This window comes from Aquitalea aquatica (assembly GCF_013911085.1).
Lineage (GTDB): Bacteria > Pseudomonadota > Gammaproteobacteria > Burkholderiales > Chromobacteriaceae > Aquitalea > Aquitalea aquatica.
In genome coordinates this window covers 1-14,686 of record NZ_JACERN010000037.1, presented here as the reverse complement: position 1 = coordinate 14,686, position 14,686 = coordinate 1, and the positions used below count along the sequence as shown (strand labels likewise).

The window sequence follows — 14,686 nt, the reverse complement described above, 5'->3', positions numbered from 1 at the left end:
TGTGACGCATGCATGACAAAACCCGACCTGCCGGGCAAGTCGGGTCTTAAACAGCATGAGCCGAGGCCCGCGTAGGCTTACTGGTAGCTCAGACTGTCGGCCTTGCCCCAGAACACCCGGTAGGCAAAGGCGGTATAAGCGATGATGCAAGGCAGTACCAGCAAGGCGCCCCACAGGATGATCCACAAGGCCTCCGGATCGCTGGCGGCCTGCCAGATATCCATACGGCCGATCACCACCTGCGGAAACACACTATAGGCCAGCCCCCAGAAGGCCAGCAGCACAATGCCCACGGTGGCGGCAAAGGGCAGCCAGCAGTAGCGATCATTGCCGACAGCCTGGCGGCGCGCCAGCCGCGGCAGGATGATCAATTGCAGGGCAAACAGGGCAACCGTTCCCAGCGGCAAAGGCAGCAGCAGGAATAACTGCGGCAGGGCAAACCATTTGGCGGCAATCGCCGGATTCACCAGCGGCGTCACCCCCGACACCAGCAATACCGCCAAGGCCGCGCCCGCCACACTATGGCGCGCCCAGCTGATGGCCCGGGCCTGCAAGGGGCCATCGGTTTTCATGATCAGCCAGCAGGCACCGAGCAAGGCATAAGCCGCGCTCAGCCCGACGCCCACCAGCAAGGCAAACAGCCAGGACAGTGCACCATCAGCAAAGCCAGTGAGATAACGCCCCAGCATCACCCCCTGCGCCAGCGAGGCCAGCAGCGAACCCAGCGCGAAAATGGCATTCCACCAGGGGCGGTGCGGGTCGCGTGCCTTGACGCGAAAGTCGAAGGCTACCCCGCGCAGGATCAGCCCCACCAGCATCAGCAGCACCGGAATGTACAGCGCACCAAACACCACGCCATGCGCCATGGGAAAGGCCACCAGCAGCAGCCCTGCCCCCAACACCAGCCAGGTTTCATTGGCATCCCAGAACGGGCCGATACTGGCCACCATGCGGTCCTTGCCGGCATCGTCCGCCAGCGGCAGCAACAAGCCCACCCCCAGGTCAAAGCCATCCAGCACCACATACACCAGCATGGCCAGGCCCATCAGTCCGGCGAAGATCACCGGCAACCAGTAAGCAGCGTTCATGCCTGCACCTCCTGCAGCACGACAGCAGCATCAGCCTGTCCTGCCGCTTTTTTGGCCAGATGAAACAGCACCGAGACATAAGCCAGCAGCAGGCCGGCATACAGTGCCAGATAAGTGAGCAGCGACCCGGCCACCATGCTGGTAGTGGCCTGCCCCGCCGCCTGTGCCGTAGTCAGCACACCGGTTACCAACCAGGGCTGGCGGCCGATCTCGGTGACATACCAGCCCGCCAGCGTGGCTACCCAGCCGGCAAAGGTCATGCCCACCAGCCAGCACAGCAGACGCCGGTCCAGCAGTGCTGCAGGCGCATCCCGGCGCAGCTGCCAAGCGCCAAACCAGGCAGTCAGCAACATCAGCACGCCCACCCCCACCATCACGCGGAAACTCCAGAACACCTTGGCCACCGGCGGGTGCTGGGCAAATTCGTTCAGGCCGCGGATTTCGCCGTCCAGATCATGCTTGATGATCAGGCTGGCCAGATGCGGAATACCCACGGCGTAATCGTTACGCTGGGTATCGGCATTGGGCAGGGCAAACAGCAGCAGGGGCGCGCCGCGCTCGGTATGCCACACCCCTTCGATGGCCGCCAGCTTGGCCGGCTGGTGCTCCATGGTATTCAGGCCGTGCGCATCGCCCACCAGAATCTGCAAGGGAATCAGCAGTGCCGCCAGCCTCACCCCGGTTTTCAGCGCTGCGCCATTGCCCGCGCTGCGATCCCCTTTCAGTTGACGGTAAGCCGACAGCCCGGCCAGCAAAAAGGCCACGGTCAGGCCGGAGGCCAGCAGCATGTGAGTCAGCCGGTAAGGCATGGACGGATTGAAGATCACCTGCAGCCAGTCGCTCACATGAGCGCGGCCATCCTTCATCACGAACCCGGTCGGGGTTTGCATCCAGGAATTGAGCGCGATGATCCAGAAGGCCGACAGGCTATTGCCAAAGGCCACCAGCAGTGTGGCAAAGGTGTGCACCCGCTCGGACACCCGTGGCCGGCCAAACAGCATGATGCCGAGAAAGCCTGCCTCCAGGAAAAACGCCGTGAGGATTTCATAAGCCAGCAGCGGGCCGGCGATATTGCCCACCGTCTGCATATAGCCCGGCCAGTTGGTGCCGAACTGAAAGCTCATGGTGACGCCGCTGACCACGCCCAGAGCGAAAGACAGCGCGAAGATCTTCACCCAGAAGCCGTAGGCATCCATCCACGCCTGCTTGCCGGTACGCAGATAGCGCAGCTTGAAGAACAACAATACCCAGGCCAGTGCGATATTGATGCTGGGAAACAGAATATGAAAGCTGATATTGGCACCAAACTGGGCACGCGCCAGCGTTAAGGCATCCAGTTCCATGATGGCTTACTCCCTTTCCGTGTCACGCCCGGTCAGCTTGCTCAGCGACTGGGTGAACTGCAGTACTTTTTGCACCTGTGAACCCAGCTTCATCAGCCGCTGCAGGGTTTCCACATCCATGTGCTGGATATCGGAAAACCAGGTGGTGACCAGTTCGATCAACTGGTACATCTCTTTCATGCGTGCCTGCGCATGGCGGTCGGCCTCGCTGCCGGCGGTCTCCATCATTGCTCCGCGCAGCATGGTGAGCGTCGGTTCCACTTCGCGCTTCTTGCGCTCCTCGGCCAGGGTTTTGAAGATGGCCCACACATCATCCGGGGTAGAAAAGTATTCGCGCCGGTCGCCCGGGTAGTGCTGCAGCCTCACCAGCCGCCACGACTCCAGTTCTTTCAGGCCCATGCTGACATTGGAGCGGGAAAAACTCAGGCGCTCGGCGATCTCGTCGGCATTGAGCGGTTTTTCGGAAACAAACAACAGGGCATAGATCTGACCGACGGTGCGGTTAATGCCCCAACGGCTGCCCATCTCGCCGAAATGCGAGACAAAAGACTGAACTAAAGGGGTGGCATTCATGACTTCCTCAATTTTCAGGAATTTCTGAAACTTTGATAAAGATCATACTTTTGTCACTTGATGCCCGTCAATGCACAGATTGCTTGATTAAAAGACTTGCCAATCAGCACAGACCAAAGGGGCAACACACAACGTCTGGTCCATTGCTGGCGACTGCCGCCTGACACCCGGCCCCCGCTACGGTAAAATCGCGCTTTCATGTCAGCGCCCCGCTAAAGCGGGGCGTTGTCATCTGCACCCGATACCGACCAGAGCACTACGCCCATGAGCACGCCCCAGCACACTCCGATGATGCAGCAATACTTCGCCCTGAAAAGCCAGCACGCCGACAAGCTGCTGTTCTACCGCATGGGCGATTTTTACGAGCTGTTCTACGAAGATGCGGAAAAGGCGGCGCGCCTGCTGGACATCACCCTCACCACCCGTGGCGCCAGCGGCGGCAACCCCATCAAGATGGCCGGTGTGCCTTACCATGCTGCCGAAGGCTACCTGGCACGGCTGGTAAAAATGGGCGAGTCGGTGGCCATTGCCGAACAGATTGGCGACCCGGCACTGGCCAAAGGCCCGGTGGAGCGCAAGGTAGTACGCATCGTCACCCCCGGCACGCTGACCGATGCCGCGCTGCTGGACGACAAGCGCGACAACCTGGTGCTGGCGGTAAACATGCACAAGGGCACGCTGGGCCTGGCCTGGCTATCCATGGCCAGCGGTGAATTCAAGATCATGCAAACCGGCGTGGAAGAATTCGCCAGCGAACTGGAACGGCTGAAACCGGCCGAACTGGTGCTACCGGACGACAGCGGGCTGAACATCTTCGAACAGGTCAGTTGCCCGCGCAAAAAGCTGCCGCCCTGGCAGTTCGACACCGCGTCCGCCCAGTTGGCGCTGACTCGCCACTTCGGCACGCATGATCTGGCCGGCTTCGGCGCCGACACCCTGCCGGTAGCGGTGGGGGCGGCCGGTGCACTGCTGGAATACGTCAAATCCACCCAGAGCGTGAACCCGGCGCATATTTCCCAGCTGGCGGTAGAGGATGCCGGCGAGCTGATCCGCATGGATGCCGCCACCCGCCGTAATCTGGAACTGACCGAAACCATACGCGGCGAACCCTCGCCCACGCTGGCGTCCTTGCTGGACACCTGCGCCACCAGCATGGGTAGCCGCCTGCTGCGCCACTGGCTGCACCACCCCATCCGCCAGCATGCCAAGCTGCAACGCCGCCTGGAATCGGTGCGCGCCCTGCTGCCGCTGCACCAGGACGTGCACAGCCAGTTGCGCGAAGTGGCCGACATCGAACGCATCACCGCCCGCATCGCCCTGCGCAGCGCCCGTCCGCGCGATCTGGCGGCCCTGCGCGATTCGCTCAAGGCCCTGACCGGTGCCAAGCAGCTGGCCAGCAGCCTGGATGCCCCGCTGCTGGGCGAACTGGCACGGCTGCTGCCGGACAACTCTCCGGTGGAAAGCTTGCTCACCGCCAGCATCCTGCCGGAACCGGCCACCTTTTTGCGCGATGGCGGGGTCATCAACCACGGCCTGAATGCCGATCTGGACGAACTGCGCGCTATCCAGACCGACTGCGGCGACTTCCTGCTGGCGCTGGAAGCGCGCGAAAAGGAGCGCACCGGCATCACCACCCTCAAGGTGGAATTCAACCGCGTGCACGGCTTCTATATCGAAGTATCACGCGCGCAGGGCGACAAGGTGCCGGACGACTACCGCCGCCGTCAGACCCTGAAAAATGCCGAACGCTACATCACGCCGGAGCTGAAAGAATTCGAAGACAAGGCCCTGTCGGCGCAGGACCGCTCACTGGCATTGGAAAAGCAGCTGTACGAACAATTGCTCGACCAGCTGGCGCCGCACATTCCCGACCTCAAGCTGATCGCCCAGGCCGTGGCCGGGCTGGACGTGCTGGCCGCCTTTGCCGAGCGCGCCAGCAGCAATAATTATGTTGAGCCCCAGTTCGTCAGCGATACCCGGCTGGAAATCATCGCTGGACGTCACCCGGTGGTGGAAGCCGAGGTAGAACGCTTCATCGCCAACGACACCCGCCTCAGCGACGAGCGCAAGCTGCTGCTGATCACCGGCCCGAACATGGGCGGTAAATCCACCTATATGCGGCAGAACGCGCTGATCACCCTGCTGGCGCACATCGGCAGCTTCGTGCCGGCCGAGCGCGCCGTCATCGGCCAGATCGACCGCATCTTCACCCGCATCGGCGCCTCGGATGACCTGGCCGGCGGCCGCTCCACCTTCATGGTGGAAATGACCGAAACGGCGAATATCTTAAACAACGCCAGCGCCCAGTCATTGGTGCTGATGGACGAAGTTGGCCGGGGCACCTCCACCTTCGATGGCCTGGCGCTGGCCTGGGCCATCGCCAAGGCACTGATCGAAAAGAGCCGCGCCTACACCCTGTTTGCCACCCACTATTTCGAGCTCACCACCCTGGCCGATCAGTACCCGGCCGTCGCCAATGTGCACCTGTCTGCCGTCGAGCACAAAGACCGCATCGTATTCATGCACCATGTGGACGAAGGCCCGGCCAGCCAGAGTTACGGCCTGGCGGTGGCCCAGCTGGCCGGGGTGCCGCCCAAGGTGATTCGCGAAGCCAGGCGCTATCTGGTGGAGCTGGAAAATCAGTCGGCAGCCCGCGTCCAGCCCGATCTGTTCAGCGCACCGCCGGCCATAGTCGACACCGTGGAAAGCGAGCCGAATCCGGCGCTGGACATGCTGCAAGACATCAACCCGGACGAGCTCACCCCGCGTCAGGCACTCGACTTTCTCTATCAAGTGAAAAAAGTGCTGAATTGATACAGCAAAATGACAAGCATCATCTATGATGAAAAAATCATGACACGCAGAGAACAGGAGTAAGCACTATGTCGTCGCAGAGCACTGCCAGCAACCCGGGGTTTGTTCGCCTGTTTGGACACACTGGAGATGATGGCAGCATCACCCTTCAAGCCATCCGCGAGCGCGCCAGCAAACAACTGGCCAAGTTTGCCAGCCTGGCGGAAGAACAACTGGTGGAACGTCAGATCAGCATGCCACCTGCCATCAGTCTGGTAAGTTGCCCGGCGTGCAGCCTTACCCTGGAAAACAACCATCCCCAATCCGATGAAATCCTCAGCTGGCTGACTGACAACGCCAAGCTGTCCAGCCAATTCAAAGAAGTAGAAGTACTGTTCGAACTTGTACGTGCTGCCGAAGCTGCAGGTGAAATCTTCCCCGAGACATCCTGCTTTCATATCGGTCTGACCAGTGCCGGTCCGATTGCGTATTTCGAGGACCATTCGTGTAGTCCTTACCAGCAATAGTTTTGGCTTTCCGCCTTAGCCGCTCAGGGGAGACATCTGTCTCCCCTGCCTGCTTTTCAGCGTTACACCGGCCCTAGCTGGCCACAGAATTTACAGCGCATCAACGAGAAAATTCGCTAGTAATCATCAGACTCTCTATCCGGCCTGCCCTTCTACCATCAAGGTATCACATACCTTTGGAGCAAGAACATGCCGCTGACCGAATCCCCCCGCCAGCCTGCACAGGCCCTGCCGGCCCCCACCCTGAGCGACAATTTGCGCCTGCAAGCCAAAACCCTGCTGGGCAGCCTGGGACGGCAAGCCCGCCTCGAACTGCTCACCCGTGGCATACACATCCCGCCTGCCATCTGCCTGGGCAGCGATCAGCACGGCCAAGTGCTGCTACTCAGCCCACATCCGCAGGCTCGTCAAATTCGCCTGTGGCTGAAAAACAGCCATTACCTGGGCGAACTGTTCCTGGAGCTGAGCAGCCTGTTCGAACTGTTGCAGGCCTGTAATGCAGAGCGTCCGGCGGCGGCAAACAGCCGCTTTTGTCTTGGCCTCACCTCAGCAGGCCCGCTGGCTTACTTCGAGGATTACCCTCAGTCAGCAACCAGCGCACACGCTAGCTGAGTCCTGCCACAGACATGAAAAAAGGGAAGCCACGGCTTCCCTTTTTCAGTCTTGCTCATCCACACCCCGGCAAGGTCGCGCCTGCCGCCGCGCCAGCGCGTGGACAAAGCGCATTTCTTCCGGATAAGGATAGAAGTCCTCCATATAGCCAGCACGGATGCGCTGCTGGCGCTGCTGCCAGAAATCCGGCGTCAGCAAGTCGCGGTGGTATTGCAGAAAGGTCTTGCGCACCAGCGGGTCACCCAGCAGGAAGGTGCCGAACTCCTCGGGAAACACATCATGACGCGCCACCGGATACCAGACCTCGCCGGACATCTCCATTTCCGGATTCGGCGCTTCCGGTATCTGACGAAAATGACAATCGGTCAGATATTCGATTTCATCGTAGTCATAAAAGATCACCCGGCCGTAACGGGTGACACCGAAGTTCTTGAACAGCATGTCGCCGGGAAAGATATTGGCGGCAGCCAGCTCCTTGATCGCCAGGCCGTAGTCGCGGATCACCCGCTCTTTTTCCTGCTCATCGCAGTTCATCAGATACATGTTCAGCGGCTTCATGCGCCGCTCGATATACAGGTGGCGGATGACAATGCTGTCTTTCCCCTCCTCCATCATCGACGGCGCCAGACTGCGCAGCTCCTCGAGCAGCTCGGCGGTAAAGCGCTGGCGCGGAAAAGCGACATTAGAGAACTCCAGCGTGTCCGACATGCGCCCCACCCGGTCGTGCCGCTTCACCAGCCGGTACTTCTGCTTCACGGTGTCGCGGTCTATTTCCTTGGGGCCGCCAAACACATCCTTAATCAGCTTGAACACATAGGGATAGGACGGCAGGGTAAACACCAGCATCACCAGGCCGCGGATGCCCGGGGCAATGATGAACTGGTCATTGGAATGCTGCAGATGCTGCATGAAATCGCGGTAGAAGGTGTTCTTGCCCTGCTTCTGCAAACCCAGCATGGTGTAAAGCTCGGCCTTGGTCTTGCCCGGCAGCATGCCGCGCAGAAACTGCACATAGCCGGAGGGCACTTCCATATCCACCAGGAAGTAAGCGCGGCTGAAGGAAAACAGCACGCCAATACGCCATGGCTCCAGCAGCACGGTATCCAGATACAGGCGGGCATCGGCATCGTGCAACACCGGCACGGCAAAGGGATAGCTCAAGCCGCCATTGATCACCTTGCCGAAAATATAGGCCGTCTTGTTGCGATAAAAGGGGGAGGACAACACCTGTATCTGCAGATTCGCCTCGGCATGCGGCCAGGCACCGGCAAAAAAGTCGTTGGCGTACTGCAAGACCAGCGCCAGATCGCGGCGCAGGCGGACAAAGGGGCGGTTCCAGCCCATGTCGGCGATGATCTGCCGCATCACCCGACGCAAGCTGCTGCTGGCCGGATAGTAACTGCGATAGGACGGCGGGTCGGACTCGATATATTCCGTGGAAATGGCCGGCCGGATGAAGATGAAATCGTTGTTGAAATAATCCCGGTGCAGCATGCGGGTGAACACCGAGTTGAAGAAGGTCTCCGCCAGCTCCGGCTGCTTGTGATTGGTCAGCAGGCCGATGAAATACAGCTTGGCCTGCTGCCATATTTCATCGTCCAGCAGATCGGCATGAAACTCGCCGTGCAGCCGGGCTACCGTCTCCACCACCCGTTCATCGTAAAACTGGATGCGATCCCGAATGGCCTGCTGCACGCCTTGCCAGTCGCCGCGCTCGAACAAGCCCTTGGCCTGGCGGTTGCAGTCGCGAAACAGCCGGTAGTGCTTGTCAAAGCCATCGATCAGGGCCTGAGCGATATCACGCGCCACCGGATTGTAATACTCGGGAATCTGCATACTCTGGCCTCGCTGTGACCACGTCCGCCATCACGGCAAACGGCAGGTGCTCATGGCTTGTTTCTGCGGGCAAAGCGGAATGAGGGCTGCGGCCCCGCCTTGCTGCCTGCGGCTGTGCTCTTGCGAGCAGGGGCGTCGCGGCCCTGCCCCAGACGCTCAGCATGCGACAGCGCCGGCAAATCTTCAAGATTCACACTGATGCTGCGCAGCTCGCCCGGCTGCAAACCATCCAGTTGCCAGGGACCAATGGCCGCCCGCACCAGGCGCAGCGTGGGCAAACCCACCTTGGCCGTCATGCGCCGCACCTGGCGGTTCTTGCCTTCACTGATGATGATTTCCAGCCAGCAGTCCGGCACCGTCTTGCGAAAGCGCACCGGTGGCTTGCGCTCCCACAGCGCCGGTGGCTCGATCTGCCGCACCTGTGCCGGCCGGGTGACAAAATCGCCCAGATCGACCCCCGCACGCAATGCCTCCAGCTGCTCCTCGCTCACACGCCCCTCCACCTGCACCCAGTAGGTCTTGGGCAGCTTCCAGCGCGGGTCGCTGATGCGGTGCTGCAAGGCACCTTCGCCGGTCAGCAGCAGCAAACCTTCGCTATCGGTATCCAGCCGGCCAGCCGGGTAGACGCCGGGTAACGCGATATGGTCTTTCAACGTGGGATGCAGCTCGTGCTGGGAAAACTGGCAGATGACACCATAGGGCTTATTGAACAGGATGAGCTGAGACATTTTCTGGCAGACCGTAAACGAGTGATGCGCCGGATGATAGCAAGGACTGACTGGCGCGGTCATGCTGGAGCTTGCCCGACAGGCTCCTGCAACAAACTATTCGCATCGCTGTCAATTGCAGTGGCTATGCTGTGGAGTGCAGCTCACAGCACCGGTGCGGAAAATTCACATTCGAACAGTTGTTTCTCTAGTCGAAATGGCAAAGTTCGGATACTTACAAACAGTGCGCAGATTTGAGGGGTATAATTCACTTCCGAAAAGTCACCCGCAAGCCCACGGGCCACGCTGCCACGCACAGGCTGCCTAGCGCAGCCCGGCAAAACGCCCGCCTGATGCAGTGCCTTTCCACGCGCCTAGCGGAACATCCCCCAGTATGCGAAAGCCGCCTTGCGTAGTTGTTCTGACGTCAAAATAATCATTGGAGATAGAGTATGCCCACAAAGCAGCCGACCATCATCTACACCCTGACCGACGAAGCACCGGCGCTGGCCACCAGCGCCTTCCTGCCGGTCGTTCGCACCTTTACCGGCGTTGCCGGCATCAATATCGAAACGGCAGATATCTCGGTTGCTGCCCGCGTACTGGCCGAATTCCCCGAATACCTGACTGAAGAACAAAAAGTACCGGACACCCTGAGCACCTTGGGCAAACTCACCCAAGACCCGGACACCAACATCATCAAGCTGCCGAACATCAGCGCCTCGGTTTCGCAGCTGATCTCCTGCATCAAGGAACTGCAAGCCAAGGGCTATGCACTGCCCGACTACCCGGAACTGCCCAGCAGCGACGCCGACCATGCCCTCAAGACCCGCTACGCCAAGTGTCTGGGCTCGGCCGTCAACCCGGTACTGCGCGAAGGCAACTCCGACCGCCGCGCCCCGCTGGCCGTGAAAAACTACGCCAAGAAGCACCCGCACTCGATGGGCGAATGGAAACAATGGTCGCAGACCCATGTTTCCCACATGCACCATGGCGACTTCTACCATGGCGAAAAGTCCATGACGCTGGACAAGGCACGTGACGTGAAGATGGAGCTGACCACCAAGAGTGGCAAGACCATCATCCTCAAGCCCAAGCTGGCCCTGCAAGCTAGCGAAATCATCGATTCCATGTTCATGAGCAAGAAGGCGCTGTGCGACTTCTACGAAAGCGAAATGGAAGACTGCCGCGAATCCGGCATCCTGTTCTCGCTGCACGTGAAAGCCACCATGATGAAGGTGTCCCACCCCATCGTGTTTGGCCACTGCGTCAAGATCTACTACAAGGATGCTTTCGAAAAGCACGGCAAGCTGTTCGAAGAACTGGGTGTCAACGTCAACAACGGCATGGCCAATCTGTACGAAAAAATCGAGACCCTGCCGGCCACCAAACGCGAAGAAATCATCCGTGACCTGCACGCCTGCCAGGAACACCGTCCGCGTCTGGCCATGGTGGACTCCGCCAAGGGCATTACCAACTTCCACTCGCCCAACGACGTGATTGTTGATGCCTCCATGCCGGCCATGATCCGTAACGGCGGCAAAATGTGGGGTGCTGATGGCAAACCGGCCGACTGCAAGGCCGTGATGCCGGAATCGACCTTTGCCCGTATCTATCAGGAGATGATCAACTTCTGCAAATGGCACGGCAACTTCGATCCGAAAACCATGGGCACCGTGCCCAATGTCGGCCTGATGGCGCAGAAGGCCGAAGAATACGGTTCGCACGACAAAACCTTCGAAATCGCCGAAGACGGCGTGGCCAACATCGTTGACCTGGCTACCGGCGAAATCCTGCTGAGCCAGAACGTGGAAGCTGGCGACATCTGGCGCATGTGCCAGGTGAAGGATGCCCCGATCCGCGACTGGGTAAAGCTGGCCGTGACCCGTGCCCGCAACTCCGGCATGCCGGCAGTGTTCTGGCTCGACCCGTACCGCCCGCATGAAAACGAGCTGATCAAGAAGGTGGAAACCTATCTGCAGGACTACGATACCAGCGGCCTGGAAATCCACATCATGTCGCAGGTCCGCGCCATGCGCTTCACCCTGGAACGTGTCGCCCGCGGCCTGGATACCATCTCGGTTACCGGCAACATCCTGCGCGACTACCTGACCGACCTGTTCCCCATCATGGAACTGGGCACCTCGGCCAAGATGCTGTCCATCGTGCCGCTGATGGCCGGTGGTGGCATGTACGAAACCGGCGCCGGCGGTTCGGCACCGAAGCATGTACAACAGCTGCTGGAAGAAAACCACCTGCGCTGGGACTCGCTGGGCGAATTCCTCGCACTGGCGGTATCGCTGGAAGAACTGGGCATCAAGACCGGCAACAACAAGGCCAAGATCCTGGCCAAGACCCTGGATGCAGCCACCGGCAAGCTGCTGGACAACGACAAGTCGCCGTCGCGCCGCACGGGTGAGCTGGACAACCGTGGCAGCCAGTTCTACCTGGCCAGCTACTGGGCCGAAGCGCTGGCAGCACAAAGCGAAGATGCTGAACTGCAAGCCCAGTTCGCCCCACTGGCCAAGCAGCTGGCCGGCAGCGAGCAGCAAATCATCGACGAACTGAAAGCCGTACAGGGCCAGCCGGCCGACATCGGCGGCTACTACCTGCCGGATGCGGCCAAGTGCCAGGCCGTAATGTGCCCGAGCGCCACCTTCAATACCGCACTGAAAGCGGTACAGGCCTAAGCCTTGCCCGGCCGATGCCGGCTGGCAGCAAACCACCAAGCGCCAGGATCCGTCCTGGCGCTTTTTTTGTCCGCCCTTCCCCCGCCAACGATTTTCAAAAAAATTTGTCTGATAATCTTCTGCAACAGCCCTGCCACAGTCTAGGCTGAGTGAGTGGAGAAACACTGCTGTCTGTCACAGCCCGTTACCCCGTTACAAGGAGAGAAAAACAATGAGTGAATCCCATATCAAGGTTCCCGCAGCAGGACAGAAAATCATCCCGGGGCAAGCCACCCCCGACCACCCCATCATTCCCTTCATCGAAGGTGATGGCATCGGCATCGACATCACCCCGGTGATGATCAAGGTGATCGATGCTGCGGTGGCAAAAGCCTATGGCGGCGCCAAGAAAATCCACTGGATGGAAGTGTATGCCGGCGAGAAATCCACTCGCCTGTACGGGCCGGATGAATGGCTGCCCAAGGAAACCTTCGACGCGCTGAAAGAATACGCAGTGTCCATCAAAGGCCCGATGACCACCCCGGTAGGCGGTGGCATCCGCTCGCTCAATGTGGCGCTGCGCCAGGAGCTTGACCTCTACCAGTGCGTACGCCCGGTGCAGTACTTCCAGGGAGTGCCCTCACCGCTCAAGCAACCCGAACTGGTCAATATGGTGATCTTCCGCGAGAACACCGAAGACATCTATGCCGGCATCGAATGGCAAGCCGGCTCCGATGCGGTGAAGAAAGTGATCGCCTTCCTGCAAAACGAAATGGGCGTAAAGAAAATCCGCTTCCCGGACAGCTCCGGCATCGGCATCAAGCCCATCTCGGTCGAGGGCACCGAGCGCCTGGTGCGTGCGGCCCTCAACTACACCATAGACAATGACCGCAGCAGCCTGACCATCGTCCACAAGGGCAATATCATGAAGTTCACCGAAGGCAACTTCCGTGATACCGCCTATGCGCTGGCGCGCCGCGAATTCGGCGCCGAACTGATTGCCGGCGGCCCGTGGTGCAAGTTCAACAATCCCCAAACCGGCCGCGAGATCATCGTCAAGGACGCCATTGCCGATGCCTTCCTGCAGCAAATCCTGCTGCGTCCGGCCGAATACGACGTGATCGCCACCACCAACCTCAACGGCGACTACATCTCCGATGCCCTGGCCGCGCAAGTGGGCGGTATTGGTATCGCACCGGGGGCCAATATTTCGGACAAGTATGCCTGCTTCGAGGCCACCCACGGCACCGCACCCAAATATGCCGGCCAGGACAAGGTCAACCCCGGCTCGCTCATCCTGTCGGCGGAAATGATGCTGCGCCACCTGGGCTGGACCGCCGCAGCCGACCTGGTGATCAAATCCATGGAAGCCGCCATTGCCGACAAACAGGTCACCTACGACTTCGCCCGGCTGATGGAAGGTGCCACCGAGGTATCCTGCTCCGGCTTTGGCGACGCCATGATCGCCCGCATGTAAGCCATCGGCAGGCGTAGTCCGCCACAAGGCCCGCCCCTGCGGGCCTTGCCTGTTTCAGCCATCTGCCAAGGCGCGCGCTGCGTCCAGTACCAGCGTTTTTGCCGCATCCACCCGCTTGCCCGCGCGCCAGGCCATCATCACTTCCCAATGCCACGCCGGCAGCTCCGGCAGGCATAGCCTGACCAGGGTGCCATCCTGCAGATCAGCCTTGATCGACAGCTCCGGCATGAAAGAGACAAAACGATGCCGCAATACCAGCTCACGCGCCGCCGAGGCCGGCTGTACCGCATGAATCGGGCTGGGAAGCTGCCGCAACATGCGGATTTGCTGGATCAGGCTTTCGCACTCGTCCCCCCAAAATTGCGGAGCAATGCGATGACGGGCAAGATCAGCCAGCGCCAAGGGGGTACGGCAGTCCGCCAACGGATGATGGGCAGCCACCACCGCGACAATCGGCGAACGCCACAGCAGCTCCATCTGAATGCCGGCCATCGCCGGACATTTCAGCACAAAGCCCACCTCCACCTGCCCGGTCAGCAAATCTTGCATGATCTGCTGTGAGTGGTCGGTACCACAGCGTATCTCCATCGGCGCATCGGCCAGCTTCATCAGCAAAGGTCCGAAAACCGGCGAGGTCAGCGATGGCAGGCAGGATAGCCGGATACGCGGCACACTCGGCGTGCCCTGCATGGCCTCCAACCCTTGCCGATAGGCCGTAAGCGACTGGCGTGCCGCAGCAAGGAAAGCCTGGCAGGCATTGGTAGCCACCGCACCACGCCGATGCCGGGTAAACAGGCGGACATCCCACTGTTGCTCCAACAGGCTGATACGCTGGCTGACCTGTGGCTGCGACCAGCCGCGCTTGGCCGCCGCCTGACTGAAACTGCCCAGCTCAGCCACATCCAGCAATAACTCCAGATCAGACAAAGCCACAGACGGCGGTTTCAAGGGCCAAGTGCAACACGAACCAATTAAAGGTTAAGTTGTTGCATGCAAAGAACTTATGAGCACCTAAGTGCCGAAGAACGCGGGTTCATCATGGCAATGAAACAGCAGGGAGA

Annotated in this window: 11 protein-coding genes; 5 read left to right on the top strand and 6 right to left on the bottom strand. The window is 60.1% G+C overall.

Going from position 1 to position 14,686, the window contains the following annotated elements; genetic code table 11:
• Nucleotides 1-77 precede the first annotated feature (77 nt).
• The 3 genes from H2Z84_RS14670 to H2Z84_RS14660 are packed head-to-tail and all read right to left on the bottom strand — an operon-like array spanning nucleotide 78 to nucleotide 3,004.
• Entirely contained in the window at nucleotides 78-1,088 is a 1,011-nt protein-coding gene (locus H2Z84_RS14670) for a cytochrome d ubiquinol oxidase subunit II (RefSeq protein WP_181836647.1), read from the bottom strand.
• Nucleotides 1,085-2,431 carry a cytochrome ubiquinol oxidase subunit I gene (locus H2Z84_RS14665; RefSeq protein WP_181836646.1) on the bottom strand — a complete coding sequence of 449 codons (1,347 nt, stop codon included), beginning with the start codon at nucleotides 2,429-2,431 and terminating at the stop codon, nucleotides 1,085-1,087. Before H2Z84_RS14665 ends, H2Z84_RS14670 begins: the two co-directional genes overlap by 4 nt.
• A gap of 6 nt (nucleotides 2,432-2,437) precedes the next feature.
• Nucleotides 2,438-3,004: a GbsR/MarR family transcriptional regulator gene (locus H2Z84_RS14660; RefSeq protein WP_181836645.1), complete on the bottom strand. Its 567-nt coding sequence runs from the start codon at nucleotides 3,002-3,004 to the stop codon at nucleotides 2,438-2,440.
• A gap of 264 nt (nucleotides 3,005-3,268) precedes the next feature.
• Here H2Z84_RS14660 and mutS point away from each other — a divergent pair, with 264 nt between their 5' ends.
• The 3 genes from mutS (at nucleotide 3,269) to H2Z84_RS14645 (ending at nucleotide 6,936) form a co-directional block, all read left to right on the top strand.
• Complete coding sequence (mutS, locus tag H2Z84_RS14655) at nucleotides 3,269-5,818, top strand: DNA mismatch repair protein MutS (protein WP_181836644.1); 2,550 nt, start codon at nucleotides 3,269-3,271, stop codon at nucleotides 5,816-5,818.
• Nucleotides 5,819-5,886: 68 nt separating this feature from the next.
• Nucleotides 5,887-6,324 (top strand): hypothetical protein, encoded by a 438-nt coding sequence (locus H2Z84_RS14650; protein WP_181836643.1) that lies wholly within the window; start codon nucleotides 5,887-5,889, stop codon nucleotides 6,322-6,324.
• Between the two features lie 189 nt (nucleotides 6,325-6,513).
• A complete protein-coding gene (locus H2Z84_RS14645; RefSeq protein WP_181836642.1) occupies nucleotides 6,514-6,936 on the top strand; it encodes a hypothetical protein in 423 nt (140 codons plus the stop codon).
• Between the two features lie 45 nt (nucleotides 6,937-6,981).
• On the opposite strand, the gene aceK is transcribed toward H2Z84_RS14645, so the two are convergent.
• Nucleotides 6,982-8,772: a bifunctional isocitrate dehydrogenase kinase/phosphatase gene (gene aceK / locus H2Z84_RS14640; RefSeq protein WP_181836641.1), complete on the bottom strand. Its 1,791-nt coding sequence runs from the start codon at nucleotides 8,770-8,772 to the stop codon at nucleotides 6,982-6,984.
• Between the two features lie 50 nt (nucleotides 8,773-8,822).
• Nucleotides 8,823-9,500: a pseudouridine synthase gene (locus tag H2Z84_RS14635; RefSeq protein ID WP_181836640.1), complete on the bottom strand. Its 678-nt coding sequence runs from the start codon at nucleotides 9,498-9,500 to the stop codon at nucleotides 8,823-8,825.
• Nucleotides 9,501-9,931: 431 nt separating this feature from the next.
• Here H2Z84_RS14635 and H2Z84_RS14630 point away from each other — a divergent pair, with 431 nt between their 5' ends.
• A complete protein-coding gene (locus H2Z84_RS14630; RefSeq protein ID WP_181836639.1) occupies nucleotides 9,932-12,169 on the top strand; it encodes an NADP-dependent isocitrate dehydrogenase in 2,238 nt (745 codons plus the stop codon).
• Between the two features lie 211 nt (nucleotides 12,170-12,380).
• On the top strand, nucleotides 12,381-13,625 hold the full coding sequence (gene icd, locus H2Z84_RS14625; RefSeq protein WP_181836638.1) for an NADP-dependent isocitrate dehydrogenase: 1,245 nt from the start codon (nucleotides 12,381-12,383) through the stop codon (nucleotides 13,623-13,625).
• Nucleotides 13,626-13,679: 54 nt separating this feature from the next.
• Here icd and H2Z84_RS14620 read toward each other — a convergent pair whose 3' ends face one another.
• The gene (locus tag H2Z84_RS14620) at nucleotides 13,680-14,573 is read right to left on the bottom strand and encodes a LysR family transcriptional regulator (RefSeq protein WP_220272858.1); all 894 of its coding nucleotides are present in this window, start codon (nucleotides 14,571-14,573) and stop codon (nucleotides 13,680-13,682) included.
• Nucleotides 14,574-14,686: the final 113 nt, after the last annotated feature.

Excerpts from the sequence above, each read along its gene's own strand:
- H2Z84_RS14670 (WP_181836647.1), bottom strand. The coding sequence starts at position 1,088 with ATGAACGCTGCTTACTGGTTGCCGGTGATCTTCGCCGGACTGATGGGC.
- H2Z84_RS14665 (WP_181836646.1), bottom strand. The coding sequence starts at position 2,431 with ATGGAACTGGATGCCTTAACGCTGGCGCGTGCCCAGTTTGGTGCCAAT.
- H2Z84_RS14660 (WP_181836645.1), bottom strand. The coding sequence starts at position 3,004 with ATGAATGCCACCCCTTTAGTTCAGTCTTTTGTCTCGCATTTCGGCGAG.
- mutS (WP_181836644.1), top strand. The coding sequence starts at position 3,269 with ATGAGCACGCCCCAGCACACTCCGATGATGCAGCAATACTTCGCCCTG.
- H2Z84_RS14650 (WP_181836643.1), top strand. The coding sequence starts at position 5,887 with ATGTCGTCGCAGAGCACTGCCAGCAACCCGGGGTTTGTTCGCCTGTTT.
- H2Z84_RS14645 (WP_181836642.1), top strand. The coding sequence starts at position 6,514 with ATGCCGCTGACCGAATCCCCCCGCCAGCCTGCACAGGCCCTGCCGGCC.
- aceK (WP_181836641.1), bottom strand. The coding sequence starts at position 8,772 with ATGCAGATTCCCGAGTATTACAATCCGGTGGCGCGTGATATCGCTCAG.
- H2Z84_RS14635 (WP_181836640.1), bottom strand. The coding sequence starts at position 9,500 with ATGTCTCAGCTCATCCTGTTCAATAAGCCCTATGGTGTCATCTGCCAG.
- H2Z84_RS14630 (WP_181836639.1), top strand. The coding sequence starts at position 9,932 with ATGCCCACAAAGCAGCCGACCATCATCTACACCCTGACCGACGAAGCA.
- icd (WP_181836638.1), top strand. The coding sequence starts at position 12,381 with ATGAGTGAATCCCATATCAAGGTTCCCGCAGCAGGACAGAAAATCATC.